Origin of the sequence: Vreelandella glaciei (genome assembly GCF_013415125.1) — a bacterium.
Taxonomy (GTDB): Bacteria; Pseudomonadota; Gammaproteobacteria; order Pseudomonadales; family Halomonadaceae; genus Vreelandella; species Vreelandella glaciei.
Genome location: NZ_JACCDE010000018.1, coordinates 69,599 through 94,748, shown reverse-complemented (window position 1 = coordinate 94,748; position 25,150 = coordinate 69,599). Strand labels below are relative to the sequence as shown.

26 protein-coding genes are annotated in these 25,150 nt (G+C 56.8%); 12 read left to right on the top strand and 14 right to left on the bottom strand.

Translation table 11 applies throughout. From position 1 onward, the window contains the following. Positions 1 to 2 precede the first annotated feature (2 nt). The 5 genes from HZS80_RS13315 to menE are packed head-to-tail and all read left to right on the top strand — an operon-like array spanning position 3 to position 4,057. Positions 3 to 398, top strand: coding sequence for a succinate dehydrogenase/fumarate reductase transmembrane subunit (locus HZS80_RS13315; RefSeq protein ID WP_179916348.1), 396 nt, complete (start codon positions 3 to 5; stop codon positions 396 to 398). Beyond that, positions 398 to 811 (top strand): fumarate reductase subunit FrdD, encoded by a 414-nt coding sequence (frdD, locus tag HZS80_RS13310; RefSeq protein ID WP_246362050.1) that lies wholly within the window; start codon positions 398 to 400, stop codon positions 809 to 811. Before HZS80_RS13315 ends, frdD begins: the two co-directional genes overlap by 1 nt. A 47-nt stretch (positions 812 to 858) precedes the next feature. Continuing rightward, positions 859 to 1,719: a 1,4-dihydroxy-2-naphthoyl-CoA synthase gene (menB, locus tag HZS80_RS13305; RefSeq protein ID WP_035561010.1), complete on the top strand. Its 861-nt coding sequence runs from the start codon at positions 859 to 861 to the stop codon at positions 1,717 to 1,719. After that, positions 1,719 to 2,663: an o-succinylbenzoate synthase gene (menC, locus tag HZS80_RS13300; protein WP_035561013.1), complete on the top strand. Its 945-nt coding sequence runs from the start codon at positions 1,719 to 1,721 to the stop codon at positions 2,661 to 2,663. The genes menB and menC overlap by 1 nt, the downstream gene beginning before the upstream one ends. Beyond that, entirely contained in the window at positions 2,660 to 4,057 is a 1,398-nt protein-coding gene (gene menE / locus HZS80_RS13295) for an o-succinylbenzoate--CoA ligase (RefSeq protein ID WP_179916347.1), read from the top strand. Before menC ends, menE begins: the two co-directional genes overlap by 4 nt. Positions 4,058 to 4,092: 35 nt before the next feature. On the opposite strand, the gene HZS80_RS13290 is transcribed toward menE, so the two are convergent. After that, the gene (locus HZS80_RS13290) at positions 4,093 to 5,373 is read right to left on the bottom strand and encodes a Zn-dependent hydrolase (RefSeq protein WP_035561021.1); all 1,281 of its coding nucleotides are present in this window, start codon (positions 5,371 to 5,373) and stop codon (positions 4,093 to 4,095) included. 194 nt (positions 5,374 to 5,567) lie between these two features. Between HZS80_RS13290 and aptA the strand changes: the two genes are divergently transcribed. The 3 genes from aptA to HZS80_RS13275 all read left to right on the top strand — a co-directional run bounded on the left by aptA (position 5,568) and on the right by HZS80_RS13275 (position 9,199). After that, on the top strand, positions 5,568 to 6,941 hold the full coding sequence (gene aptA / locus HZS80_RS13285; protein ID WP_218927708.1) for an omega-aminotransferase AptA: 1,374 nt from the start codon (positions 5,568 to 5,570) through the stop codon (positions 6,939 to 6,941). A 46-nt stretch (positions 6,942 to 6,987) separates the two neighbouring features. Further along, complete coding sequence (locus HZS80_RS13280; protein ID WP_179916346.1) at positions 6,988 to 8,484, top strand: CoA-acylating methylmalonate-semialdehyde dehydrogenase; 1,497 nt, start codon at positions 6,988 to 6,990, stop codon at positions 8,482 to 8,484. A gap of 94 nt (positions 8,485 to 8,578) precedes the next feature. Beyond that, positions 8,579 to 9,199 (top strand): TetR/AcrR family transcriptional regulator, encoded by a 621-nt coding sequence (locus tag HZS80_RS13275; protein WP_035561025.1) that lies wholly within the window; start codon positions 8,579 to 8,581, stop codon positions 9,197 to 9,199. Here the strand turns inward: HZS80_RS13275 and speB are convergent. The 7 genes from speB to HZS80_RS13240 are packed head-to-tail and all read right to left on the bottom strand — an operon-like array spanning position 9,196 to position 15,310. Further along, entirely contained in the window at positions 9,196 to 10,182 is a 987-nt protein-coding gene (gene speB, locus HZS80_RS13270) for an agmatinase (RefSeq protein WP_179916345.1), read from the bottom strand. The two genes, HZS80_RS13275 and speB, sit on opposite strands and share 4 nt — an antisense overlap. A 10-nt stretch (positions 10,183 to 10,192) precedes the next feature. Continuing rightward, positions 10,193 to 11,482 (bottom strand): M20 family metallo-hydrolase, encoded by a 1,290-nt coding sequence (locus HZS80_RS13265; RefSeq protein ID WP_179916344.1) that lies wholly within the window; start codon positions 11,480 to 11,482, stop codon positions 10,193 to 10,195. A gap of 20 nt (positions 11,483 to 11,502) precedes the next feature. Next, on the bottom strand, positions 11,503 to 12,222 hold the full coding sequence (locus tag HZS80_RS13260; protein WP_045812063.1) for a DUF1989 domain-containing protein: 720 nt from the start codon (positions 12,220 to 12,222) through the stop codon (positions 11,503 to 11,505). A gap of 40 nt (positions 12,223 to 12,262) precedes the next feature. Beyond that, the gene (locus HZS80_RS13255) at positions 12,263 to 13,081 is read right to left on the bottom strand and encodes an amino acid ABC transporter ATP-binding protein (protein ID WP_218927707.1); all 819 of its coding nucleotides are present in this window, start codon (positions 13,079 to 13,081) and stop codon (positions 12,263 to 12,265) included. Continuing rightward, the gene (locus tag HZS80_RS13250; RefSeq protein WP_179916343.1) at positions 13,068 to 13,763 is read right to left on the bottom strand and encodes an amino acid ABC transporter permease; all 696 of its coding nucleotides are present in this window, start codon (positions 13,761 to 13,763) and stop codon (positions 13,068 to 13,070) included. Before HZS80_RS13250 ends, HZS80_RS13255 begins: the two co-directional genes overlap by 14 nt. A gap of 13 nt (positions 13,764 to 13,776) precedes the next feature. Next, positions 13,777 to 14,433, bottom strand: a complete 657-nt coding sequence (locus HZS80_RS13245; protein ID WP_179916342.1) for an amino acid ABC transporter permease — start codon at positions 14,431 to 14,433, stop codon at positions 13,777 to 13,779. A gap of 49 nt (positions 14,434 to 14,482) precedes the next feature. Beyond that, positions 14,483 to 15,310: a transporter substrate-binding domain-containing protein gene (locus HZS80_RS13240; RefSeq protein WP_179916341.1), complete on the bottom strand. Its 828-nt coding sequence runs from the start codon at positions 15,308 to 15,310 to the stop codon at positions 14,483 to 14,485. Positions 15,311 to 15,469: 159 nt separating this feature from the next. On the opposite strand from HZS80_RS13240, the gene HZS80_RS13235 reads away from it, so the two are divergent. Then, entirely contained in the window at positions 15,470 to 16,432 is a 963-nt protein-coding gene (locus HZS80_RS13235) for a LysR family transcriptional regulator (protein ID WP_179916340.1), read from the top strand. Here HZS80_RS13235 and HZS80_RS13230 read toward each other — a convergent pair. Genes HZS80_RS13230 through HZS80_RS13215 form a run of 4 tightly spaced genes read right to left on the bottom strand, consistent with a single transcriptional unit; the run spans position 16,404 to position 21,577 of the window. Beyond that, positions 16,404 to 18,524 (bottom strand): TonB-dependent siderophore receptor, encoded by a 2,121-nt coding sequence (locus HZS80_RS13230; RefSeq protein ID WP_179916339.1) that lies wholly within the window; start codon positions 18,522 to 18,524, stop codon positions 16,404 to 16,406. The genes HZS80_RS13235 and HZS80_RS13230 overlap by 29 nt on opposite strands. 45 nt (positions 18,525 to 18,569) lie before the next feature. Then, complete coding sequence (locus HZS80_RS13225) at positions 18,570 to 19,715, bottom strand: ABC transporter substrate-binding protein (protein ID WP_179916338.1); 1,146 nt, start codon at positions 19,713 to 19,715, stop codon at positions 18,570 to 18,572. 9 nt (positions 19,716 to 19,724) lie between these two features. Further along, a complete protein-coding gene (locus tag HZS80_RS13220; RefSeq protein ID WP_179916337.1) occupies positions 19,725 to 20,522 on the bottom strand; it encodes an ABC transporter ATP-binding protein in 798 nt (265 codons plus the stop codon). Continuing rightward, a complete protein-coding gene (locus HZS80_RS13215; RefSeq protein ID WP_179916336.1) occupies positions 20,519 to 21,577 on the bottom strand; it encodes a FecCD family ABC transporter permease in 1,059 nt (352 codons plus the stop codon). The genes HZS80_RS13220 and HZS80_RS13215 overlap by 4 nt, the downstream gene beginning before the upstream one ends. A 255-nt stretch (positions 21,578 to 21,832) precedes the next feature. Here HZS80_RS13215 and HZS80_RS13210 point away from each other — a divergent pair, with 255 nt between their 5' ends. The 3 genes from HZS80_RS13210 to HZS80_RS13200 all read left to right on the top strand — a co-directional run bounded on the left by HZS80_RS13210 (position 21,833) and on the right by HZS80_RS13200 (position 23,991). Next, the gene (locus tag HZS80_RS13210) at positions 21,833 to 22,885 is read left to right on the top strand and encodes a class I fructose-bisphosphate aldolase (protein ID WP_179916335.1); all 1,053 of its coding nucleotides are present in this window, start codon (positions 21,833 to 21,835) and stop codon (positions 22,883 to 22,885) included. Between the two features lie 208 nt (positions 22,886 to 23,093). Next, on the top strand, positions 23,094 to 23,555 hold the full coding sequence (locus HZS80_RS13205) for an Hsp20/alpha crystallin family protein (RefSeq protein ID WP_035561055.1): 462 nt from the start codon (positions 23,094 to 23,096) through the stop codon (positions 23,553 to 23,555). Positions 23,556 to 23,592: 37 nt separating this feature from the next. Continuing rightward, positions 23,593 to 23,991 carry an Hsp20/alpha crystallin family protein gene (locus tag HZS80_RS13200; RefSeq protein WP_035561059.1) on the top strand — a complete coding sequence of 133 codons (399 nt, stop codon included), beginning with the start codon at positions 23,593 to 23,595 and terminating at the stop codon, positions 23,989 to 23,991. A gap of 71 nt (positions 23,992 to 24,062) precedes the next feature. On the opposite strand, the gene HZS80_RS13195 is transcribed toward HZS80_RS13200, so the two are convergent. Next, entirely contained in the window at positions 24,063 to 24,935 is an 873-nt protein-coding gene (locus HZS80_RS13195) for a PhzF family phenazine biosynthesis protein (protein WP_179916334.1), read from the bottom strand. Continuing rightward, positions 24,922 to 25,134 (bottom strand): YjiS-like domain-containing protein, encoded by a 213-nt coding sequence (locus tag HZS80_RS13190; protein ID WP_035561067.1) that lies wholly within the window; start codon positions 25,132 to 25,134, stop codon positions 24,922 to 24,924. Before HZS80_RS13190 ends, HZS80_RS13195 begins: the two co-directional genes overlap by 14 nt. Positions 25,135 to 25,150: the final 16 nt, after the last annotated feature.

Here is a 25,150-nt window from a genome sequence, read left to right as displayed (position 1 = left end):
TCATGGATAAATTATCAACACAACGCCTGCCGCCGCTGAAACGCAACTGGTGGCTGAAACACCGCTTTTTTAAGCTCTATATGCTGCGCGAAGCCACGGTACTGCCGCTGGTGTTTTTCACGCTCTGTTTACTCGCTGGCATGGTTGCCCTGCTGCAGGGGGCGGATAGCTGGCAGGGTTGGATCGTCTTTATGGGTTCCCCCATTGTGCTGCTGCTGAATCTTCTAGCCCTGGCCGCTAGCCTGTTTCACGCCGCCACCTTCTTTGTGCTGTTTCCACGGGTAATGCCGATTCGCATCGCCGGGCATAGCCTGCCCGATCAGGCCATTGTTGCCGGGCAGTGGGCGGGCGTAGTGGCCGTCGCGCTGCTATTTTTCTGGCTATTTGGGAGGGCGTAATGATGGACAAACTAGCCATGAATAAACCAAGCATGGGCAAAAACAGCACTCAGCATAAACAAGCCTTTGATGAGCCGCTCTGGTGGGGTCTGTTTAGCGCGGGCGGTGTCTGTTTCGCTGTCTTTTTACCTGCTGTGATTCTCTTTATTGCGGTTCTGCTGCCCCTTGGTCTACTGCCTGCGGAGGCGTTGAGCTATGAGCGGGCCTCAACGCTGCTGTTTAGCGTACCGGGTTTTCTGTTTGTTGGGGCGGTAGTTTGCTTGCCGCTATTTCATGCCGCTCATCGCCTACGCCATGGGATGTTTGACATCAGCGTGGGCAATGACGCACTTAATAAAAAACTGATGTACGGTGGGGCTGCGCTGTTAAGCATCGTTGCGCTGGGTCTAGTCGTCGCAGGTATGCTGGGATAAACGGCTCGCTGTCAGCATTTCGCCCCAACAGATAAAAAGAGAGTGGCATGATCAACGGACTCACTGAAACGGAACTCTATGCGCCGGTAGAGTGGCAGGATCGCTCAGATGGCTATCAGGATATTTTGTACCACACCACTGCTGATGGCATTGCCCGCATCACCATCAACCGGCCCGAGGTACGCAACGCCTTTCGCCCGCTAACGGTTAGCGAGATGGCCCAAGCGCTTAACCGCGCTCGCCACGACAGCACCATTGGCGCCATTCTGCTCACTGGTGCAGGCGACAAAGCGTTCTGTTCCGGCGGTGACCAGCGCATTCGCGGTGACTACGGCGGTTACCAGGATGAAGAGGGCACCCACCACCTCAACGTGCTGGACTTCCAGCGTGATATTCGCACCTGCCCCAAGCCGGTGGTCGCCATGGTGGCGGGCTACGCCATCGGTGGCGGTCACGTGCTGCATATGATGTGCGACCTGACCATCGCTGCCGATAACGCCATCTTTGGCCAGACCGGACCCAAAGTTGGCTCCTTCGATGGCGGCTACGGCGCCTCTTATATGGCGCGCATTGTGGGCCAAAAAAAGGCCCGGGAAATCTGGTTTCTGTGCCGCCAGTACGATGCCGCCCAAGCGCTTGAAATGGGGCTGGTCAATCATGTGGTGCCCCTGGCAGAGTTGGAAAAAGAGAGTGTGCGTTGGTGCCGCGAGATGCTGCAGCATAGCCCTATGGCACTGCGTTGCCTGAAAGCTGCACTCAATGCCGACTGCGACGGCCAGGCCGGGCTTCAAGAGCTGGCGGGTAACGCCACCATGCTCTACTACATGACCGAAGAGGGGCAGGAGGGCCGTAACGCCTTCAACGAAAAGCGCCGCCCGGACTTCTCCCGCTACCCGCGCAACCCTTAATGCAGCTGGCCCTTTACCGCTACTCCCTCCAGTTCCGCCAGCCGCTAATGTTTAAAGGACAGCGGCTGACGAACAGAGAAGGGCTGTTAGTTTCTATTAACGGGCAGTGGGGCGAGATTGCCCCGCTACCTGGTTTCTCGACTGAAACCCTGGCGGAAGTAGAAGCCGAAAGTTTGTCTTGTCTGGCTGCTTTAAAGCGCGGTGAGATAGCCTCCCCAGCGCTTCCGTCGGTGCAGTTTGGGTTCGACTGCGCCCAGCGCTCGTGGCCAAACAATCTTCCTACGCCTTTGTCGCCTTACCCGCTGCTCCAGGGAGCACCCGCGGAGTTGATAGAGTCTCTTTCAACCGCCGGTTGGCTAGCGTCGCCGCCGTCTCGGCTCAAGCTGAAAGTGGCACGCTATGCTATGGAGGAAGAACTGGCGTTGATCGAACAGCTTGCCGCTCGGCTGCCCTCCACCAAGCTGATTCTGGATGCCAACGGCGGCTGGACGCGGGAAGAGGCCCAGCGCTTCTGTGAGCGCCTACCCCTTGCGCAAATCGACTACCTGGAAGAACCCTGTGCTGCTTTTGATGACACCATCGCCGTGGCAGAAGCGACTGGGGTGGCCATTGCTCTGGATGAAACGTTATCGCGCCGGGAAGAGTGGCACTGCCACCCACAACTCAAAGCCCTGGTAATCAAACCCACGCTGATCGGCTCGCTAAGTGCCTGTGAAGTGCTCGTTCAACGGGCAAGTGCGGGTAATCTACGCGTGGTGATCTCCTCCAGCTTTGAATCCGATTTGGGACTTGGGTTGCTTGCTCGGTTGGCCGGCGAGTGGGCACCCCATGATCCGCCAGGGCTGGATACGGGGCATTGGCTCACCGAGCGCGTGACCACTGCCATGGGCGAAGTGATGACAGAAAACATGCATTGTCTCTCTAAATTGGAAAATTCAGCGTGATAGACACCTGCCCCATTCACTACTGGGCCAAAGAGACCCCTGAGAAAATCGCCATAGAGGCGGGTTCGGTGAAGCTTAGTTACCGAACGCTCAACCGCCGCGTAGCGTGTTTAGCACAGCAACTGGCTCGGAAAGGTTTTGTGCCAGGTGATCGGCTAGTCGTCCCTGCCAAAGGCTCGCTTGAATCCTTGCTGCTGGCGTGGGCCTGCCTGCGGGTCGGGGTGATTTTCTGCCCGCTTAACCCAGCATTTCCTGTTACTCAGCAGCTTGGCCTGGCCAAGCGCTTGCAGGCTGGCCGCGTTTGCCAGACGGAAAGTGACAATGATTACGCTTCACAGCTAACGCCGGTCACCCTCGATTTTCTGGCGGAAGCTGATGCAGGTGAGACTCCGTCGTTTAATGGCAGCCAGCTGTGCAACACGATTTTTACCTCAGGCTCCAGCGGCACACCCAAGGCGGTGCTACATCGCTTGGCCAATCATTTGGCCTCGGCGCGGGGATCGGCAGGGTTTATTCCGGTTGATCAAAACAGTGGCTGGCTGTTGTCGCTGCCGCTGTTTCATATCGGTGGCTACGCTATCCCGTTTCGCGTTTTTAAGGCAGGTGGGCGGATTATTCTTGATGACGAGCCGCAAACGCTGCCAGCACGCCTTGAACATCAGTCGATTACCCACCTTTCACTGGTGCCCACCCAGCTCTGGCGGTTGCTGCAAGCGGGCTTTGCGCCCCAGCGCACGCAACTGCGCGAGCTGCTACTGGGCGGCGCGGCGATTCCCGCACCGCTGGTGGCGAAGATGACATCACTGGGGCTAACACCGAAAGTCAGCTATGGGCTGTCCGAGATGGCCAGCCAAGTCTGCACCGGTATTCCCACCGCACCTGGCGTTGTCGGTAGGCCGCTGCCAGGCCGTGAGGTGAGGGTTGTTGAGGGTGAGATACAGGTGCGCGGCGAGACCCTATTCTGCGGCTATCTGGATAACGGCAGGATGGATCCAGCCCTCAACGATGAGGGTTGGTTTGCTACCCGGGATAAGGGACACTTAACTTCGAAAGGTGCGCTAGTGGTGGAGGGGCGGCTCGATAACGGTTTTATCTCCGGGGGCGAGAATATTCAGCCGGAAGCTATCGAGCAGCGTTTGGTCGATCATCCCAGCGTCGCTCAGGCGCTAGTGGTGCCGGTGCCTCACCCCGAGTGGGGTGAGCGTCCGGTGGCATTTATCGACTGGCATGCGAACTCCGTATCAAGCAAGACGCTAGCCGCCTGGGTGCGTGATGTGCTGCCCGGCTTTATGGTGCCCGATGCCTGGTTAGCTTGGCCGCCTAGGGTAGGCTTTAAACCTTCCCGTAAGCAGTTTGCTGAGCTGGCACGGACACACGTAAATTTTGTCGTTTAGCGACGCGACCTTTTAAACTTTTCTCTTTATTCGGCTTATCCAGCTAGGTCAGCGTCAGTGCCAGCGGCATTCAGCATGGCGTGGAGCAGAACGTTGCAACCTGCATGGACATGCTCCGGCGTCGCGCTTTCGATCTCGTTATGGCTGATGCCATCTTTGCAGGGAATAAAGATCATGGCGGCGGGGGCTACGCGGCCAACAAACATCGCATCATGGCCCGCACCGCTGATGATATCCATGTGCGATAGGCCGAGCTTCTCAGCCCCATCACGTACAGCATCAACACATTCCTTATTGAAGTATTCCGGGGCAAAATCCGCCGTAGGCGTTAATTCATACGCCAGGCCATGGCGTTGGCAGATTTCTTCCACGGCGGCCGCGACAGCTTGGCCCATCGTGATAAGCGCTTCCGGTTCCCAGTGGCGCATATCTAATGTCATTTTGACTTGGCCGGGAATCACGTTACGCGAACCAGGATGCAGCGTCATACAGCCCACCGTGCCACGCCCGTGGGGCTGATGATCAAAGGCGATACGGTTGAGTGCTTGGGTGACTTCGGCTGCCCCCATCATGGCATCCCGACGTAGGTTCATCGGCGTAGGGCCCGCGTGGGCTTCAAGTCCGGTCAGCGTTAAGTCGAACCACTTCTGACCAAGCCCGCCGATCACCACGCCAATGGTAGTGTCGGTATCTTCCAGGATCGGGCCCTGTTCAATGTGCGGCTCAAAGTAGGCTTTTATCTCGCTTGGCGAGACGCTGTCGCTGCCGCGGTAGTGGATGGCGTCCAGAGCATCGCTTACTGTGACGCCCTCTGCGTCAGTGCGCGCCATCATGGCGTCAAATGCAAGCTCGCCAGTGAATACGCCCGAACCCATCATGCAGGGCGGAAAACGGCAGCCCTCTTCGTTGGTCCAGGCGACGACTTCGATAGGGGATTGAGTAGTGATGTTGTACTGGTTAAGGGTACGAATCACCTCCAAGCCGGAGAGCACGCCGAAGCACCCATCATACTTGCCGCCGGTAGGCTGGCTATCCAGGTGACTACCCGCCATCACGGTTTTGGCATCAGGGTCGCTGCCTTCTCGGCGGGCAAAAATATTGCCGATATTATCAATGCGAATGGTGCAGCCTTCAGCGCGGCACCATTGAATAAACAGATCCCGCCCCTGGCGTTCTAAATCGGTGAGTGCCTGACGGTTAACGCCGCCTTTGGCGGTGGCACCTAGCTTGGCCAACTCCATAAGCGATTCCCAAAGTCGATCGCTGTCAGTGCGTAAGTCAGCGATGGCGATTTTCGGTTCAATAAGCGAGTTCATATCAATTCCTTTTATTGAGCACGGAGGAAGCTGGCGACTCTCCGATTTATTATTTGGCTCATTGCTAGAGTAGAGACAAAAAAGCCCATGATACGTATACATTCTCTAACGTGAACAAAAGAAAAGCGTAATTTTACAAACGTGTGTTGTGGCGCATGCTGAGACCATGTCTTATAGCGATGGAGCTAGACACCATGTTTGGAATAAAAAGCAAAACCAAGACGCAAACCTCACCTTCTTCGTTGGGGGAATCACCCTCAAAAACGGCGCTTAATCAGCACTACTGGATGCCTTTTAGCGCCAACCGCGATTTCCATGCCAACCCGCGGGTTATCGCCGGAGCGGAAGGGCGTTACTACATTGATGATCAGGGTCGTAAGCTATTTGATTCGCTTTCCGGATTATGGACCTGCGGCGCGGGGCATAACCGCGAAGAGATCCAAAAGGCCGTGTCGGCGCAGTTAGGCAGCCTCGACTTTGCGCCAGGTTTTCAGCTTGGCCATCCGCTGGCGTTTAAACTGGCGGAAAAGGTCGCCAGCCTCACACCTGCCGGGCTAGATCACGTGTTTTTTACCAACTCGGGTTCTGAAGCCGCTGATACCTCTATCAAAATGGCCAAGGCCTACTGGCGGTTAAAAGGTAAGCCTGAGAAAACCCGCATGATTGGCCGTGCCAAGGGCTATCACGGGGTGAATATCGGTGGCACCAGCCTGGGCGGTATTGGTGGCAACCGGAAACACTACGGTCAGTTGTTGGATGTAACGCATCTGCCGCACACCCTTCAGGCGGGCCATGCGTTCACCCGTGGCCAAGCGGAAACCGGTGCCGAGCTTGCCGATGCGCTGCTCGATCAAATCGCTCTTCACGATGCCTCTACTATTGCCGCGGTGATTGTTGAGCCAATGTCCGGCTCGGCGGGGGTGATCGTACCGCCAAAAGGTTATTTGGATCGGCTGCGCGAGATCTGCACCGCTAACGATATTCTGCTGATTTTCGATGAAGTGATCACTGCCTTTGGTCGCAGCGGCGCAACGACAGGTGCGGAAGCGTTTGGTGTCACGCCGGATATCATGAACGTGGCCAAGCAGATCACTAACGGCGCCATTCCTATGGGCGCGGTCATTGCTTCCAGCGAGATATTCGACACCTTCATGCACGCCGGTGGCCCCCAACACGCCGTTGAGTTCTCCCATGGGTACACGTATAGCGCCCACCCAGTGGCGTGTGCTGCGGCGCTAGCGGCGCTTGAAATGATGGAGCGTGAAAACTTCCCCGCTCAGGTGAGCGCCATCGCGCCGACTTTTGAACAGAAGCTGCACGCCTTGAAAGGCTGCAATCACGTTGTCGATATTCGTAACTACGGCTTGGCCGGTGCTATTCAGCTAACCCCCCGCGACGGCGACCCAACGATTCGCCCCCGCGATGCGCACATGGCGCTCTGGGAAGCAGGTTTCTACGTGCGCTACGGCGCCGACACCCTGCAGTTTGGCCCTCCCTTTGGCTCCACCGAGGCTGAACTTGAGCGCCTGTTCGACGCCGTTGCGACCACCTTGGATTCGTTAGCCTAAGATTTGTTGGCATAACCGACTGACCTAAATTTCAGAGAGTTTAAATATGAGTGTTGTTTCCCATCTGATTAACGGCGAGTTAGTTGAAAGTAAGCGTACGCTGGATGTCACCAACCCCTCCACAGGCAAAGTGATTCGCCAAGTTGCTGATGCGGATGCCGCCGACGTAGAGCGCGCCATTGCCGCCGCCCAGGCGGCTTTCCCCGCTTGGCGCGATACGCCACCCGCCAAGCGCGCCCAGGTGATGTACCGTTTTAAGCAGTTACTGGAAGAGCACGCTGACCGCTTAGTACAACTGGTCAGCGAAGAGCATGGCAAAACCCCAGAAGATGCAATGGGCGAACTCAAGCGTGGCATCGAAAACGTCGAGTACGCTTGCGGTGTACCGGAACTGCTCAAAGGCGAGTATTCCCACAACGTAGGGCCGGGCATTGATGCGTGGTCTAACTTCCAGCCCTTAGGCGTGGTCGCGGGCATTACCCCGTTTAACTTCCCCGCCATGGTGCCGCTGTGGATGTATCCCATGGCGATTGCCTGTGGTAATACCTTTATCCTCAAGCCATCTGAGAAAGACCCATCCGCCTCGATGGCAGTGGCCGAACTGCTTCAAGAAGCGGGGCTGCCTAAGGGCGTGATGAACGTCATTCATGGCGGTCGCGAAGCGGTGGAAACGCTGCTGGATGCCAAAGCCGTTAAAGCCATTTCGTTTGTCGGCTCAACGCCCGTGGCGGAAGCGATCTACTCTCGCGGGGCCGCCGCCGGTAAGCGCGTTCAAGCGTTGGGCGGGGCGAAGAACCACGCCGTGGTGCTGCCGGATGCTGACCTGGAAAACGCCGCCAACACGCTAATGGGCGCGGCGTTTGGCAGCTGCGGTGAACGCTGCATGGCGATTTCGGTAGCGGTATGTGTTGGCGATGAAACGGCCGATCGCTTAGTCGAAACCATGCTGCCCAAAATCGCTCAGTTGAAAGTGGGCCCTGGCACTGACAAAGGCCTGGATATGGGTCCGCTGGTAACGGCAGAGCACCGCGATAAAGTGCTGGGGTTCATCGAAGATGGCGTTAACGCCGGTGCAACGCTGGTGGCCGATGGCCGTGGCCTTAAAGTGGCGGGGCATGAAGAGGGCTATTTTGTTGGTGGCTGTTTGTTCGATAACGTTACCGCTGAGATGCGTATTTACCAGGAAGAGATCTTCGGGCCAGTGCTTTGCATCGTGCGGGTCGGCAGTTTGGACGACGCCATGCAGCTAATTAACGATCATGAATATGGCAATGGCACCTGCCTATTCACTCGCGATGGCGAGGCCGCCCGCCGTTTTACCGACGCTATTGAGGTTGGCATGGTGGGGGTGAATGTACCGCTGCCCGTGCCCGTGGCTTATCACAGCTTTGGTGGCTGGAAACGTTCTCTGTTTGGTGACCTTCACGCCTACGGGCCGGACTCGGTGCGCTTCTATACCCGCCGTAAAGCGGTTTCCCAGCGCTGGCCATCGGTTAGCGAAGCGACCCGGGCAGAGTTCTCGTTCCCCAACAATCAAAGTTGACGTCTTAGGGTAACTAGGACATCTTCTCAGCACCGTCGCCCTGCGATGGTGCTTTTTTTGGTGCGTACTTCAGACGTATAGGGACGAGGACAGCGTGGCGAGAACCCAGGACGAAATTCGGCAAACCAACGTAAAAAAGATTCTCCAAGCGGCAGAGCAGCTGTTTGCCGAAAAAGGCTATGCAGGTGCCTCAATGGGTGAAATCGCCCAACTGGCAGAGATCCCCAAATCCAATGTGCACTACTACTTCTCGACCAAAAAAGCGCTGTATCAAGATGTACTGTTAGAGCTTCTCGAAGTATGGAAACAGGATGCGCTGTGCTTTGAGCTTTACGATGATCCTCGCGTCGTGCTTTCCACCTATATTCGCGCCAAGATGACCCACTCCCGCAACCGCGCCCACGGCTCAAAAGTATGGGCGGCCGAAGTGATGCAGGGCGCCCCGATGCTTAAGGAGCGCCTTCGCGACAATCTTTACGAATGGGCCAAGCTGAAAGAGTCGAAAATCCGCGAATGGGTAGAATCAGGCCAGATCACCCCCGTCGAGCCTTCCTACCTGCTCTATATGATCTGGGCCTCCACCCAGCACTACGCTGATTTCGACTACCAAATCTACCTGCTCAACGATAACCAGCCGCTGGACGATCTACAGTTCGAAAAAGCCGTTCAGTCGGTGACCTCGGTGATCTTGCGAGGGATTGGGCTGACGGCTTAGCCCTCCTTTGAGCCTACCTGCTCAGCAATCAAACACAAAAGCTCATACATAATGGTGGCACCCAACAGGGCGGTGTTACCGCTGGGGTCGAAGGGTGGAGAGACTTCCACGACATCGGCACCGATAAGCGGTAGGCCGCGAAAGCCGCGCACTAGCTGTAGTGCTTGCAGGCTGGTGAGGCCGCCGACCTCCGGGGTGCCAGTGCCTGGGGCGAAGGCAGGGTCGATGCTATCGATATCGAAGGATAGATATACCGGGCCGCTGCCGACCACACGGCGTGCTTCGGCGACCGTCGCTTCAATCCCCAGCGCATCCACTTCCTCCATAAACATCACCCGCATGCCGCTTGCCGCGGAGTAATCCCAACCTTGGGTGGTGTTCTGGGTGCCGCGAATGCCAATTTGTACCGTGCGTTTGGGATCAATCAGGCCATGTTCACAGGCGAGCCGGAAGGGGCCGCCGTGGTGAAATTTTGAGCCCTGAAACTCGTCCCAGGTGTCGGTATGAGCATCGATATGGATCAATCCCACCGGGCCATCGGCCGCTAAACCACGCAGGATGGGATAGGTAATCGAATGGTCGCCACCGGCGCTGAGCGGGATAACCCCTGCTCGGCGAATAGCTGAGTAATAAGCGGCAATATCATTAGAGACCTGCTCAAGGTCGTAGATCGACGAAAATTGAACGTCGCCAATATCGGCAATACGTGCCGTGGCAAAGGGATCCAGCCGGGTGACATGGTGTAGGCTGCGCATCATGCTCGACTGGTTGCGAATCTCCCGCGGGCCGTGGCGGGTGCCGGGGCGATTGCTCACGCCGCCATCGAACGGAATGCCGACCAGGGCAATATCAAGTTCATCCAATGTGTCGGCTAACGGTGCGCGTAAAAAGCTGGCTATTTCGCGATAGCGTGGCTCTTGGCGTGGTAGGTAGCTTTCGCCGGTGGCGGCGTTGCGGCGAGTACCGTCGGTTCCGTTGGCCATTTTGCTCTCCTTATCGGGTTAGGCTCGCCAAGCTGGCGGCCAGTAGCTGAGTGCCTGCGACGGCATCATCGAGTTCAGTATGCTCATCGGGGTGGTGGCTAAGGCCATCGCGGCAGGGCACAAACAGCATCGCCGTTGGGCAGTGGTTGGCGAGGTGAATCGAATCGTGAAAGGCACCCGATACTAATCGCGGTGCCGTAATCCCCAGCACATGGGCGGTGTCATCAAGTAGGGCGGTGAGGGTGGCGGGAAACGCCACTGGCTCAACGCGCGATAGCGATGTCAGTGTTGCTTTGCAGCCTGCCCAGGTCTGCTGGGCGAGCTCATTGAATTCGGCTTCCAGCGCTTTTAGCGTCGCGGCTTCCGGGTGGCGTAAATCAATAGTGAAGGTGACTTGGTCGGGAATGGTGTTCACCGAGCCAGGGCTGACGGCAAACTTGCCAATGGTAAAACGCACGCGGTCTTCGCTATCCCGGGCGGCCTCCCGCAGCGCGGTTGCCAGCGCACAGGCGCCTTCTAACGCATCGCGGCGCATGGCACGTGGGGTGGTGCCCGCGTGGTTGGCGCTCCCAATGACGGTGACTTCAAACCAGCTAACGCCCTGAATCCCTTCCACCACACCTACTGCAGCGCCTTCACGCTCCAGGATAGGGCCTTGCTCAATATGCAGCTCAAGAAAGGCGTGCATCGGAGTTGCCAATGGGCGGCGGGGAACGCCTGCAGCGTCCAGTTCGGCCAAGCAAGTATCCAAGGCACTCCCCAGGCTGACGCCGTCGCTGTCTTCAACTAAGCGCGTTTCATCCAGGCTGCGCGCACCGCAAAAGACCGCTGAGCCAGAAGTGCCAGGTGAGAAGCGCGCCCCCTCTTCATTGGTCCAACTCACCAGCGATAGAGGGCGGCGCGGTGTAAAGCCCGCCTGCTTAAGTGCGCGTAGTGCTTCAAGCCCTGCCAGCACGCCCAGCGCACCATCATACTTGCCACCTGCTGGCTGGCTATCCAAATGACTGCCCGTGACGACAGGCTCAAGCGCGGGGTCACTGCCGGGCACATCAAGAAACACGTTGCCGATAGCGTCGACGCTTGCCTTGGCACCCAGGGCGCTGGCCTGCTCAATCAGCCAAAGCCGGGCGCGGGTGTCGTTGTCATCAAGCGCCAGACGTGCCACGCCGCCATCTGAACGACCACCCATCTTCGCCACCGTGGCTAAGTCGTTGGCGAGTCGTTCCGGGTTTACCGCTGCTACTATCGCCGCTAAATCAATGACGGGCTTGTCGGTTGGATAATGAAGGTGGCTTTCCATCAGGCTCTCCCTAGGGGATTTTATTCGTAGACTTCAAAATGTACCTCGACAGGCACGCAGTCTGCACCGTTGATGGGAATAATGTCTTGCGGGCAGGCGGACATCACGACAATACAGTCCATCTCAGCGCGTAGCTCCACATAGTCACCGGGTTTGGACACAGGCGGGCACCAGTCGACTTTCATCTGGTCATTAACGGGAATGTTCATCCATAGATTGAGCGGCTGGGGCACCTCAGGAGTGACAACGCCTATCGCCTTCATGGCTAAACGCAGGTTGTCGGCGCAGCTGTCGTGGTAGCCCTCGACACCCAGCGTCATGTAACGGAACAGGTCGCAGGCGGCCATTAACGTGTCGTGAATACCCGGCGAGGTATCAGCGGTGAGGGTCATGATCGGGCGGCGGCGGTTACTGATTAGCGGATCGCCTACCTGGGGAATCAGCGCGCTCAACCAGGCGCGCCCGTGTTCCCAAGACATGAACTCGTTGATGTTGTCAGTGCTAAACGCCCAGGTGTCGCACACTTGAGTGCCATGAGTATTAATAATACGGATGGTTTGCCCGGCTTTCAGACGCACCGCCCGCCCGCCACGAGCGGCAACTTCGTAGCGCTCGCCCAGCACCGGCGTGCCGTCGGGGGAGATAGGGTTTTCCAAGCTGTGATTATGGCCGCAAGGTTCGCTGTTGCTGCGCGGCAGTTGCTCAATGCGGGCGTGATCAAAGCGTGTATCAGAACTCATGGGATGCTCCAGGTGTTTTAATCGTGTTGAGGTGACTGAATCAGTCGATATGGCGCTCGCGCCAAGTGTTAAGAAACTGTTGAAGGCGTTCGCTTTTTGGCTGGCGGAACAGGGTCGCGGGCGGGCCGCTCTCTACCACGCGGCCTTGATCCATAAAAATCACCCGGTCGGCGACCTTGGCGGCAAATCCCATTTCGTGAGTGACGATCACCATGGTCATGCCGTCTGCGGCCAGCTTCTTCATGACATCCAACACTTCGCCGACCAGTTCCGGGTCAAGCGCCGAGGTAGGCTCATCGAAGAACATCACCCGGGGCTTCATGGCGAGTGCCCTAGCAATCGCCACTCGCTGTTTCTGGCCACCGGAAAGGCTCTCTGGAAAGTGACCCGCACGGTCGGCAAGGCCAACTTGTTCGAGCATCGCGATGCCTTCCGTGTCGGCTTGCCGCCGGGAAAGGCCGTTGACCAGACGCAGGGCTTCGGTCACGTTCTCCAGTGCCGTGCGATGGGGCCATAGGTGAAAATGCTGGAACACCATGCCCACTGGCGCGCGCACTTCATCCACGCGCTTTTCGCTGGTGCGCACACGTTGACCACTGCGGTCTTCATAGCCCAATAATTGACCGTCGATATAGACGCTACCGTGATCGTAGGGCTCCAAAAACGCCAGACAGCGCAGCAGGGTGGATTTACCTGAACCGGAGGGGCCAATTACACAAACCACCTCGGAAGGGGCGAGGCTGAAGTCGATGTTGGTCAGCACTTCCAGATCGCCAAACTGCTTACTGATACCGTGTGCCTCAACAATGGCTCTTTGTTGAGTAGGCGCAGGCGGCGCGAGTGTGTCAGCCGTTGGCATGGGCGTTATCCTTTTGAGCGATATGGCGCGGTTGACGATTTGCCAAGCGTTTTTCCAGCGCATAGCCACCCCGTGCCACCAGTTCAATCATCAGCCAGTAGAGCAACGCCACCGCCAGGTAGGGCTCAATGACCTGAAACGTCTGATTAACGATGGTGGTGGCGTTTTTGGTCAGGTCATCCACCGAGATAATCGAGATCAGCGCGGACTCTTTCACTAAAATGATCAGTTGATTGGTGCTTGGCGGTACGATCAAACGCGCCATTTGTGGAATCTGTATACGGACGAGTGCGTGCCAGGGGGAAATGCCGAGCATTCGCGCCGCTTCCAATTGGCCTTTAGGGATTGATTTGAAACCGCCCCGATAAATTTCCGCAAAATAGCCGGCACCGTAGAGACCGATTCCCACCACGCCAGCGACGCTGGCGCTTAACGTCAAGCCAATGCTGGGGCCGCCGTAATAGAGCAAAAACAGCAGAATCAGCAGTGGTATGCCGCGGCAAATTTCCACATAACAGGCCACCGGATAGCTGAACAGGCGTGGGTTGGCCAGACGCAGCGCTGCCAGTACGAGTCCTAATGAAAGTGCCAGTAAGCAGCCTAATAAGCAGATCCACAGCGTGTTCCACAACCCTTGCAGAATCAGGTCACGCATTTCCCATATCAGGGCAATATCTAACATAGCTGACACTCCCCTATTCGGTGGCTAAGCCGCCGGCCATGCGGCGTTCCAAGTAAGCGCTGATGCGTGCCAGCACAAGATTGACGGCGAGATACAGCACGGCAGCGGCCAGGTAGGTTTCCAGCGGCTGAAAAGTACGTGAAGCGATTTGTTCGCTAACGCGCATTAGCTCGGTGACGGCAATCACTGAGATCAGCGATGAATTCTTGAGAATCGTGATGATCTCGTTGGTCAGTGGTGGCAACGTCAAACGAAATACCTGAGGCATGATGATGCGCCTGCGGGTTTGCCAAGCGGAGATGCCCGCCATGCGCGCCGCTTCTATTTGCCCAGCGGGAATATGGCTGATACCACTGCGGAAGATTTCCGCTTGGAAGGCCGTTGTATTCAGCGTTAGGGTCAAAATGGCAGCTGAGATAGGCGCTATCTCAATGCCGATTTCGGGCAGTAGGTAATAGACCAACAGCAGTTGCAGCAAAATGGGGGTGCCACGCCAAAAGCTGCGGTAAAGCCCGCAGGGCCAGCGCACTAGGTGATACCGGCTGGTCAAACCAAAGGCCAGCAAAACACCTAACACCAGGCCCAATGCGATAGCGGAAAGCGAGACCACCAAGGTGGTGGTCAAGCCTTTGAGCAGCACAGGGTAGTGGTTGAGTAAAATCTCAAACATGGTGCACCCGTCGGGAGAAGTGAATCGGCTTAACGAACGTCGTACCGATTTACTCGGCTGCAGGCAGTTCTAACGGTAGCTCCATCGGGCCGCCAAACCATTTTTCCTGTAGCTCAGTTAAGGTGCCGTCTTCATTGAGGCGTTGAATCTGCTCGTCCATAAAGGTGTTAAGGGAAGCGCTCTCTTCGTCATCGCGTCCGGCCCAGGAGAAGTAAACCGGGTCGCCGAAAGTGCCGACCACTTCAAACACATCCGGACGGGTACGCTCGGCTTCGAGCAGGTTAGGGAGACTATTGACCACCACATCGACACGGCCCGTCCCTAGCTCGGCATAGGCCTCATCAACGCCTGTGTAGGTGCGAATATCTTCAACGGGAGTACCCGCTTCCTCTAGCTCTGCGGCCAATGCTTCCAGCGCTTCTAACTGCGCGGAGCCTGCTTGAGCGGCGGCTACTTTGCCGGCGATATCTTCAGGTGAGTTGATATCTTCTTCGCCAGCGCGTTTTAGAATGGCCATGGTGGCATCGGCAATGGGGGCGCTTAAGTGATAACGCTCCATGCGCTCTGGGGTGGCGGTGACAGAGGTAATCACGTAGTCAAAGCGCTCGCGCTCCAGCCCCGGCAGAATGCCTTGCCAAGGTAGATCCATGCGGATCAGTTCGACGCCCTCAAGCTCGGGCATGATGTGTTCCATGATGTCGGCGGAGTAGCCAACAATTTCGCCATCCTCGATATATTCAAACGGGGCGAAACGCGCTTCTGTGCCAACAGTAAAGGTGGCATCAGTGCGAATGTCTTCAAGCAAATCGCTGTGAGCGGTAGTGGCGAAGCTAACGCCAAGTAGGAGGCCAGCGGTGATAGTGGGGATGCGTTGCATGGGGATGCTCCTCGGGGTAGTGATACTCGAAACAAAGGCGAAGGCCTGTTGAACAAGAACCCCTTGAGTTAAGCAGGCGTTATGCAACAATAAAACTGTTATCTTTCGATGTTCATACCCGTTTTATTGATGTGAATTGCACTAACGTAGGGCACGCTAATGAAACTCTCCGCTGCTGATCTGAAAAGCCTCTCTGTATTCCTTGCGGTAACCGAGCATCGTGGTTTTGCCGGTGCGCAAACGGCGCTGCATATGAGCCAGTCCGCCATCAGTTTTCATATTCGTGCCCTTGAGGAGCGGGTAGGGTTCACCGTTTGCCATCGGGGGCGGCAGGGGTTTGAGCTAACCGAGCGGGGCACCATTGTGTATGAACGCGCTAAACAGCTGCTCTCTTCGGTAGACGATTTCGACAGCGAGATGAGCGAGTTACGCAGCTCCGTTTACGGCACGCTGCGCTTGGGCGTAGTCGACAACACCATTATGGATGTCGATCTTGATCTGCAGAGCGTGATTGGTGAGTTCCTGCGAAAGAACCCCAAGGCGCGCCTCAATATTACTGTGGGCAGCCCTGATCGCTTGATCGGCGAGATCGCAAACGGCGCCGTACAGCTCGGTATACTGCCGGAAACGGCGCAAATGGAAGGCTTGCAGCACCGCCAGGTCTACACGGAGGTGCACGGTATTTATTGTGCAAAACGGCATCCACTGTTTGCTCGCGACAGTGCTCAATTAACGGTTGAGGAAGTTATCAAACACCCCTTTGTGGTACGCCCCTATGCCAACCTGCAAGAGCTTAAAAGCTTCCCCAATGCCCAGGTGGGGGCTCATGCCTCCAATATGGAAGCCCAGGCGCTACTGATTTTAAGCGGCCACTTTATTGGCAATTTGCCCCACTATTACGCCAGCCACTGGGTTGAGCGGGGCGAACTTAAAGCGTTGCTACCGGATCAGGTTGAGATCGCTTCGCCGTTTTGTGTCGTCACCCGGGCTGGTCGGCGGCCCTCGCTTATTGTGCGCAGCTTTATTCAAGAGTTGGTGGCCCGGCTATGGCAGCAGTCGCATCTGGTCGAGGCTTATAAGGGGGATGAGCTGTTTAAAACCTCACCAACGCCTGAAGGCTAACTTCCAGTGGGTCGCCGACCACTACCCGCGTGCTGCCGCCGCTGGAGGGGTAGTAAGTGGTATCAAACAGGTTCTTGGCGTTGAGCTGCAGGTGCAGGTTGTCGCCCAGCCAAGGGGTATCCCAACCGACAAAGGCATCAGCGACAGTATAGGCATCCAGCTGGAAACTATTGTCCGCGTCGCCTTCGCGCTCGCCCACGTAGCGTACTCCACCGCCCAGGCGCCAGTTACCCAGTTCCGGGCCGGTATTTAGGTCATGAGCCAAGTAGAGACTGGCGGTATGCCGTGCGGCGTTGGTTAGCCGGTTGCCTTGGGTGCCTTCGGTATCTTTGAGCACTTCGGTGTCGGTGTAGGCGTAAGCACCTAGTAGCGAAAGCTGATCGGTCAACTGCCCGGAAACCGTTAGCTCCACACCCTTTGAGCCCGCTTCGCCTACTGTGCGGGTGACGCCGTTGTCGGAAACAGCGACATTCTCTTTGCGGATATCAAATAGCGCAGCGGCTAACGAAAACTGGTCATTCCACAGGTGCTTGACGCCAATTTCGCTACCCATACTGTGCTCGGGATCCAGCGTCTTGCCGGTATCGCTGTCGGCGCCATTGGGCACAAAAGCCTCGCTGTAGCTAGCATAAACCGACGTATCCGGCGTCAGGCGATGCAGCAGGCTGACCGACGGCAGGAAAATATCGTCGCTGATATCGGTGGCGGTCACGAAGGGTCGGCCACGGCCACCAAACTGCTCATAGTGGGTATAGCGCCCGCCTAGCCCCAGCGTCCAGCGGTCGTTGAAGTGCCAGCGGTCATTCAAGTAGACGCCGGTGGTATTGATTTCATCTAAGCGCTGGCTAAGCGAGTTGTTAAGGCTGTCGCTATTCAGATTCAGGCCACCGTAACTTATGTCATATATATTTTGGTCGGTCACCGCCGTGCCGCGATACACCTCAGCCAGATAGTCCCGGCGGCGTTCGTGATCAATTCCCACGGTGATGTCGTGACGCATGCTGGCCAGAGTGGCGGTACCGGTGGTATCCCAGGCGGTGTACTGTACACGGCGGTCAAAGCCGTAGTTGGCGTCGGCACGGCGGGTTAGTGCGCCGGTATCTTCATTCACACGCAGCACCCGCGGTTGGCCATCGCTGTACTGGCGGCGGTTCCAGCCGTAGGTCAATCTTGTTGACCAGTCGTTGTTGATATCCTGCTCCCACCAAGCGGTGACCGCTTCGTCGTGACCAAATACCCGCGACCAGGGTTCATCGAAGCGGCGCTCATCGGGCACCTTGGCGGGCTCACCGTCGACAATCACCGTGCCGCGATCCAGATCCAGGTCGTAGTCGCGATACTCATAGGAGATCTGCGCGCGACTGTCGCTGCCTTCCCAGCGTAGCGAGGGGGCAACGATAGTGCGTCGATTGTTACCGAAGGCTCGAAAGGAGTCTTCATCTTCATGGTGGACGATAAAGCGGAAGGCAAGCCCGGTATCGGCAAGCGGGCCTGTGACATCGACGCTGGCGTTGCCGCCACCCAAGGAGGTCGCTTCGGCGCTGATTTCGCGCTGCCACTCATACTCAGGACGTTTGGTGACTAGGTTAATCACCCCGCCAGGATCCTGCTGGCCTTGGAAGAGCGATGCCGGGCCCTTGAGTACTTCGACATGATCCACCGTCGCCATGGAGAAGGTGCCCCGGGGCTGGCGGATGCCATCGATCAGAATCGAGCCATCGCTGTTACTGCCGAAACCGCGTTTGATATAGCCGTCTTCGGTACCGCCCATATTGTTGCCTTCGGTGACCCCTGCGACCATCGCCATCGCCTCATCCAAGCTGTCGATATTATGGTCGGTCATCACCTGGGCGGTGACGACTTCCACCGTACGGGCTTCTTCTAAAAACGACACCGGCTGTTTGCTGGCCAGGCTAGAGTGTTGGGCGCGATAGCTCTGCGGCGCCACATTGGTAAGGCGATCCGAGGTGACGATTAATGTTTCTGAGACTGTTTCTGATGCGGTCTCATTGGTTTGTTGAGCATAGGCATAGGGCAGTGGATTCAGAAGCAGCAGCGGCGAAAACAGCGCAATGTTTCGAGAGCGGAACATGGGTGGTTCGATCCTTTTGTTGTCAGTGGGTTGAGTGAGCAAGCGTTATTGAGCGTTGAGTGCGCCCCAGAAATGCCCCTCGCGGCTGAGCGCTGGCGCGGTGGGTAGCAGGGTGTCGAAAGTGGCGGTCGGGTCGAGATCGCTAAACAGCGCGGGGTGCAGCCACTGGGCAATACGCTCCAGTGCCACGATGGCGAAGGGGCCTTGGTGGAAACCGTGCCAAAGGGCATAAAACTGTTCATTCTGAACGGCATTAAGATGCGTCCAGCCGGGGAGTGTTTGGCTGAGGAGATGTAAATCCTGGTTAATGTCGTCGGCGCTAATACCCAGTCCGGCGCGTAAGCCATCACCGGCTCTCCATTGCCCCGCAGTATTGATAATGACCTCGGGTGGATGGCTCAGCACCCACTCGTTGCTTAGCGTTGCTGAAGCGCCGGGGGTTAACGCATCGGCGATATTCTCGCCGCCTGCCCGTGCGACCAGGTCGGCCAGCCCGTTGCTTAAATTGGTGCGGCAACAGTCAACTTTCACCCCAGGGGCAATATTGATCAGTACCCTGGGCGGTTCAGTGGGATTCTCTGCCAGCTTCAGCGCTGCCAAACCCTGGTCGATACGCGCCAAACGCTGTTCAATCAGGGACGTCATACGGTTGGCCCGTGGCGTCGCGTTTAATGCCTCGCCTAAAAGAGTTAGGCTTTTGGGCGTGTTTTCCAACGGGTGACGGTTAAAGTCGATAAACAGGTAGGCAATGCCCAACTCGTCGAGTAGTTGCGCCAGCGGGGAGCCTTCAACACTGCTGGCACGTGAGAGATCAAACAGCACCAGATCCGGCGCCAGGATCAGTAGCGCTTCGCTATCGAGCTGGGGGGTTGGCGCGTGTGAAAGCGTGGGCAGTTGGGCAAGCGCAGGCCACTGGCTAGAAAAGTGCTGGGCCATGGCGGGATCGAACATGGCCAATGGATAAGCCCAGCCCGCCAAGTGCTCTGTGGGGTTATCCAGCAGGCTGGCCAGTGCGTAGAACTGGCGCGGCTGGGTAAGGAACAGGCGTGATGGCGGCGCTGAAAGCGTCACCTGGCGCCCGGCGAGGTCGGTAAGTTGTTTGGGAAAGCCCGCCTGTGGATCGGTTGCCCAGCAAGCGGTAGCGCTTAACAGACTGATCCAGCACAGCAGGTTGATAGCCAGGCGGCGCATTGGGTTATCCTAGATAGAATTCGTAGAATGTTCGCTGACGCGATCGCTTAGCACTATCGGCCGCCCCAGCGAGCATCGCTCGACCCGCGACTCGACCCCATAGGCGGCGTGCAGTACGTCGGGGGTAATTACCGTGTGAGGGTCGCCGGCAGCCAGCAGACCGCCGTTGCCAAACAGCAACACCTGATCGCAGAAGCGCAGAGCCAGATTGATATCGTGGATAGCCATCAGGCAGACCGCCTGACGTTGCGCAATCACTGTGCGCACGGTATCGATCAGTGCCAGCTGCCAACGCAAATCCAGCGCACTGGTGGGCTCATCCAGCAGTAGCAGCGCTGGCTGACGGGCAATCGCCTGGGCCAGGCCGACCATCTGGCGCTGACCACCGGAGAGTTCGCTTAGCGGGCGCAGGGCTAGCGGCCGAATGGCCAGCGCATCGAAAACACGTTCGATTAACGCTTCTATTTCTGTACGACTTAGGTCGGGGCGCACCGCACGGCAGGCGCTTAGTACCGCTTCATAAGCGACTAATGTGGTGGCCTGAGGGAGCGTTTGCGGTAAATAGCCCACATGGCGCATTCGCGCTGCGCCGCTGAGGCTGGCGAGGTCGATGTCGTTGAGCTGCATTCGCCCGCTGGCCGGTTGTAAGCCCGCGGTGGCCTTTAACAGGGTTGATTTACCTACCGCGTTGGGCCCCAGCACCGCGACCAGCGAACCGGGTGGCAGTGTGGGCAAGCTGAGCTGGTCGAATACGCGCCGTTTGCGATAGCCGGTCGTGAAGTTACTGAGTGTAAAACCTGACTTCATCGCGCACGCCCCTGCATCATAATCAACGCCATAAAGAAGGGGATTCCCACCAGCGAGGTCACCAAACCCACGGGCAGTATCAACCCATCGACCAGGGTTTTACTGGCGATAGAGGCAAGCGAAAGCACCAGCGCTCCCGCCAGCGCGCTGCCCGGTAGGTAGAAGCGATGATCTTCACCCAGCGCCAGCCGGGCCATATGCGGCCCCACCAACCCGATAAAGCCGATAGTGCCCACAAACGCGACCGCCGCAGCGGCAAGTAAACTCACCCGCAGTAGCGAGATAAGCCGCAGGCGTTCAACCGCAATGCCGAAGCTGCGCGCGTGTTCATCACCTGAGCGCAATGCTGTCATCGCCCAGGCGCTGCGCAGCGAGAAGGGCAGGCAAACAGCCAGCACGGCTGCCACGATGGTCACCGTCTCCCAAGAAGCACGGGATAGGCTGCCCATCGTCCAGAAAACTAACTGCTGTAACGCATCGGGACTGGCGATGAGCTGCAAAAGCGCGACCAGTGCGTTCAGTACAAAGACCAGCGCAATACCAAACAGCACGATGATTTCACGGCTGGCACCGTAGAGGCGCGACAGCGCATTGATGGTCAAAATCGAAGCCGCCGCAAACACAAACGCCATCAGGGCGGTGGCGTAGTGGGCACTCAAGCCAAGCAGAGAAAAGTTGAAGACAATCACCAGCGATGCGCCGAGGGTGGCCGCTGCGCCAACGCCCAGGGTAAATGGGCTGGCCAGGGGGTTATTGAGTACCGTTTGCATTTCCGCACCGGCCAGGCCCAGGGTGGCGCCTACCAGTACCGCCATTAGCGCCGCAGGCATGCGGATCTCCCAGACAATGGCCTGCTGAATCGGGCCTTGAGCATGGGCATCAAACAGTAGCGCGATTAAATCAGCCACCGAGATGTGTGCGGGGCCACTGGCAATATCAGCCAGCAGGGAGATGACCAAAGCGATAGCTAACCCTGCGACCATCAGCAAACGAGTAACAATAAAGCGCCGATAGCTGGATGCCAGCGGCGCAATAAGCGGCGAAGAGGCGGGCATTATAAAGGTGATTCCAAGTGGGAAACGAAGTAAATAAGAGGAGTCTTATTTGCGACTAAAACTCATTCGTGATTGTATTTTCATCCTTTAGTCGTGGCCTTGTCAACTGTCAGGAAACCTAGCGCCACATGATTGCAGCGGTGCTTCCCCTATGCTCTATTGAAGCGCTAGGCTTTATTAAATCGATACACTTCATTTCAGCAGTTTTTGGCATACACTTACTTTTTGTTACATATGAACATAAAGGAGCTCATCATGACTGATATAGCCGCTTTGCTCGACAGTGACGCCGATAGTTTGCTTAATCACACGTGCCAGGGCGTACCCCGGGATAGCTTGCACCTGCCGGGCCCAGACTTTATTGACCGTGTTATGGCGGATAGCGACCGCAGCCCAGCGGTGCTGCGCAGTATGCAGAGCTTTTTTAATCACGGCCGCTTGGCAGGTACCGGTTACCTTAGCTTGCTGCCGGTGGATCAGGGTATTGAGCACTCAGCGGGTGCTTCCTTCGCACCCAATCCGCGCTACTTTGACCCAGCCAACATCGTTGAGCTGGCACTTGAAGGGGGATGTAACGGCGTAGCATCGACGTTGGGTGTTTTGTCGTCGGTGGCGCGGCGTTATGCCCACAAAATCCCGATGATGCTCAAGCTGAACCATAACGAGACTTTGAGCCATCCGGCGATATACGACCAGACGCTATTTGCCGATGTAGACCAGGCCCACGACATGGGATGCGTGGCGGTGGGGGCGACGATTTACTTTGGCTCCCATGAGAGCCGTCGACAAATCATGGAGATTAGCGAGGCCTTTGAGCGCGCTCACCAATTGGGAATGGTAACGGTCTTGTGGGCTTATTTACGCAATCCAGCCTTCAAGCAGGACGGCACCGATTATCACGTCTCCGCCGACCTCACCAGCCAAGCTAACCACATGGCCGCAACCCTCAAGGCGGATATCGTCAAACAGAAACTGCCTGAGAACAACGGCGGTTACCGTGCAGTAGGCTTTGGCCATACCCACGATAATGTCTACAGCGAGCTAACCACTGACCACCCCATTGATTTGGCCCGCTACCAGGTTGCCAATTGCTTTATGGGTCGCGCGGGTTTGATTAATTCCGGCGGGGGCTCCAAGGGGCACTCTGATCTCGGCGAAGCAGTGCGCACGGCGGTGATCAACAAACGCGCCGGTGGTATGGGCTTGATCTCAGGGCGCAAGGCCTTCCAGAAACCCATGCAGGAAGGCGTTGAGTTGCTGCATGCTATTCAGGATGTCTATCTCTCTACCGATGTAACGGTCGCTTAACCGCTGTGAGCATCGGTTTTTAAAGCGGCCTTAATGTGCTGTCCTTGGCAGGTTTAAAAGTCCAAAAAAATTGCCATCCAGACCCTTGAAAATCGACTGACCGCTCCTATTTTTACAGCGTAGAGGCTGCTTCTTTAAGTTGTGTAAGAGTAAGAGGCTGCCTCTTATGACGATTTTCATAGTCTGCTTAACGTAGGAGGTGTTCGATATGTTCGATGATCTCAAGCGTTTTGAAACCGGCTTGCCTCGCCAGTTTGACTGGTTTAGCCAGTTGCTGGATGGCTTCTTGCCCGACAGCAATGCGATGGATATTCGCGCGGTGCCACGTGGTAGTTTTCCGATGATCAACGTGGCGCGTAGCGACGATGCCGTGAGGGTCTATGTGTTTGCGGCGGGTCTGGCACCCTCGGATTTGACCATCGATGTTCAGGACAATGTGCTGACACTGCGTGGCAAACGCGATGCTGTGACGGGTAGTAATGACGATGGCAGCTCGCGCCCGGTATTTCGTCGTGAGCGCGCCAGCGGTGAGTTTGTGAGAGCGGTTGCGCTTCCCGACGGTCTCGATGCCGAACGGGCAGAGGCACGCCATGCCCATGGGGTGTTTGAGATCGTGCTGCCTAAGCGCGAAGAGCTCAAGCCGCGGCGTATTGATGTTCAGGCGGCGTAAATCATGTTTGTTAACCTTGAATAAGGAGGGATAAATCATGAATAACGTTGTTCGTTCATCCAACCACTCCCCGCTGCAACAAGGTGGCGAAGAGCAACGCCGTGAAGAAACCCTGCTGCCAGCGGTGGATATCATTGAGGAGTCTAACGCGCTCAAACTGTTGGCAGATATGCCCGGCGTTACTAATGAGACGCTGAAAATAGAGCTCGACAACAACGTGCTGAGCTTGGAGGGTGAGATAGCGCTGAATATGCCCGAAGGGCTGAGCGCGCTGCACGCCGAAGTTCGCGGCCAGCGTTTTGCGCGGCGTTTCAACCTCAGTCACGAAGTGGACAGTGATGCCATTAGCGCCACTCTCGTCAACGGCGTACTGACGCTAACGCTGCCCAAGAAAGATAGCCACCGTACCCGTCGTATTGAGGTACAGGCAGCATAACGTTAGCCAACTGAGAACAGATGCTGAGTGTCCGCGATATCGTGGGCACTCTTTTTTGTTTCAGCTTTTGGTTACAGTTCTAGGTAAAACTCTCCCTTACCCACTATCACTGCGTTACCGCCCACCTGTACAAAACCGGGTTTGATACCGCCATTTGCTGCTGTGTAGATAACGCTGGGACGACCCATTTCAACACCCTGGTGAATCTTGCACTGCAAGGTATCGGGTTGAAGTGAGGCCAAATAGCCGGTTAAAGCGGCTGCGGCGCTGCCGGTAGCGGGGTCTTCGCAAATGCTGGCATGCATACAGAACATGCGGCTTTTGACCACTGTTTCTGCCCCACCTTGTTGTTCAATCACATACAGATAAACCTGGACGGCACTGCTGGCTGCAACAGCACTTGCCCAAGCCGTTGTAGAAATTCGCACGTTCTCTAACGCTGCCACGTCAGTGAGTTCGATCAAATGAAAGGGCAGCCCGAAGGAGGCAATCACCGGATCACCCATCACCTGATGGATGTCCAATCCCAGCAGCTCAACGGCCGTGGTGCGATCAATAGTGCTGTCTGTGATCATGGCGGGTTGGGCGGTCTTAAACGTTGCCCTATCTTGTTCATAATTAACCACGAGCTCGCCGATGGGAGGCTGGAGCACAACGCCTTGCCCGCGGTTCACTAAATCCAGTCCCCTTAGCAGATGCGCGGTGCCAACCGTGGGGTGACCGGCAAAAGGCAGCTCTCGCGTTGGTGTAAAAATACGCATCGGGTAGTGATTCGGCCCAGTAGCGGCACTTAAAAACACCGTTTCGGCCAGGTTAAGCTCATTAGCCAGCGCCTGCATGGTACTGGCTGCCAACCCATCAGCCTCTAGAAAAACGGCCAATGGGTTGCCGGTAAACGGCTGGTCGGTAAAGACGTCGAGTAGGTAATACTCAGCGGTTTTCATAAGGCCCCTCATCGAGTGGTGTATGCTTCCAAAACGCTTTATGTCCCTCTTTGAGCGCCTGTGTGCGGTCAATGCCAATATCGTCAAGTAGCCTGTCATCAAGGGATAGCAGTTGGCGGCGGCTACGGCGGTAGTGACGGTACTGGCGCAGTTGATAACGCAACTGATAGCGAAGCTGGGTAAGGCTGAAGCGCGGCATGGCTAATCCTCCTTAT

Excerpts from the sequence above, each read along its gene's own strand:
- HZS80_RS13315 (WP_179916348.1), top strand. The coding sequence starts at position 3 with ATGGATAAATTATCAACACAACGCCTGCCGCCGCTGAAACGCAACTGG.
- frdD (WP_246362050.1), top strand. The coding sequence starts at position 398 with ATGATGGACAAACTAGCCATGAATAAACCAAGCATGGGCAAAAACAGC.
- menB (WP_035561010.1), top strand. The coding sequence starts at position 859 with ATGATCAACGGACTCACTGAAACGGAACTCTATGCGCCGGTAGAGTGG.
- menC (WP_035561013.1), top strand. The coding sequence starts at position 1,719 with ATGCAGCTGGCCCTTTACCGCTACTCCCTCCAGTTCCGCCAGCCGCTA.
- HZS80_RS13290 (WP_035561021.1), bottom strand. The coding sequence starts at position 5,373 with ATGAACTCGCTTATTGAACCGAAAATCGCCATCGCTGACTTACGCACT.
- aptA (WP_218927708.1), top strand. The coding sequence starts at position 5,568 with ATGTTTGGAATAAAAAGCAAAACCAAGACGCAAACCTCACCTTCTTCG.
- HZS80_RS13280 (WP_179916346.1), top strand. The coding sequence starts at position 6,988 with ATGAGTGTTGTTTCCCATCTGATTAACGGCGAGTTAGTTGAAAGTAAG.
- speB (WP_179916345.1), bottom strand. The coding sequence starts at position 10,182 with ATGGCCAACGGAACCGACGGTACTCGCCGCAACGCCGCCACCGGCGAA.
- HZS80_RS13265 (WP_179916344.1), bottom strand. The coding sequence starts at position 11,482 with ATGGAAAGCCACCTTCATTATCCAACCGACAAGCCCGTCATTGATTTA.
- HZS80_RS13260 (WP_045812063.1), bottom strand. The coding sequence starts at position 12,222 with ATGAGTTCTGATACACGCTTTGATCACGCCCGCATTGAGCAACTGCCG.
- HZS80_RS13255 (WP_218927707.1), bottom strand. The coding sequence starts at position 13,081 with ATGCCAACGGCTGACACACTCGCGCCGCCTGCGCCTACTCAACAAAGA.
- HZS80_RS13250 (WP_179916343.1), bottom strand. The coding sequence starts at position 13,763 with ATGTTAGATATTGCCCTGATATGGGAAATGCGTGACCTGATTCTGCAA.
- HZS80_RS13245 (WP_179916342.1), bottom strand. The coding sequence starts at position 14,433 with ATGTTTGAGATTTTACTCAACCACTACCCTGTGCTGCTCAAAGGCTTG.
- HZS80_RS13240 (WP_179916341.1), bottom strand. The coding sequence starts at position 15,310 with ATGCAACGCATCCCCACTATCACCGCTGGCCTCCTACTTGGCGTTAGC.
- HZS80_RS13235 (WP_179916340.1), top strand. The coding sequence starts at position 15,470 with ATGAAACTCTCCGCTGCTGATCTGAAAAGCCTCTCTGTATTCCTTGCG.
- HZS80_RS13230 (WP_179916339.1), bottom strand. The coding sequence starts at position 18,524 with ATGTTCCGCTCTCGAAACATTGCGCTGTTTTCGCCGCTGCTGCTTCTG.
- HZS80_RS13225 (WP_179916338.1), bottom strand. The coding sequence starts at position 19,715 with ATGCGCCGCCTGGCTATCAACCTGCTGTGCTGGATCAGTCTGTTAAGC.
- HZS80_RS13220 (WP_179916337.1), bottom strand. The coding sequence starts at position 20,522 with ATGAAGTCAGGTTTTACACTCAGTAACTTCACGACCGGCTATCGCAAA.
- HZS80_RS13215 (WP_179916336.1), bottom strand. The coding sequence starts at position 21,577 with ATGCCCGCCTCTTCGCCGCTTATTGCGCCGCTGGCATCCAGCTATCGG.
- HZS80_RS13210 (WP_179916335.1), top strand. The coding sequence starts at position 21,833 with ATGACTGATATAGCCGCTTTGCTCGACAGTGACGCCGATAGTTTGCTT.
- HZS80_RS13205 (WP_035561055.1), top strand. The coding sequence starts at position 23,094 with ATGTTCGATGATCTCAAGCGTTTTGAAACCGGCTTGCCTCGCCAGTTT.
- HZS80_RS13200 (WP_035561059.1), top strand. The coding sequence starts at position 23,593 with ATGAATAACGTTGTTCGTTCATCCAACCACTCCCCGCTGCAACAAGGT.
- HZS80_RS13195 (WP_179916334.1), bottom strand. The coding sequence starts at position 24,935 with ATGAAAACCGCTGAGTATTACCTACTCGACGTCTTTACCGACCAGCCG.
- HZS80_RS13190 (WP_035561067.1), bottom strand. The coding sequence starts at position 25,134 with ATGCCGCGCTTCAGCCTTACCCAGCTTCGCTATCAGTTGCGTTATCAA.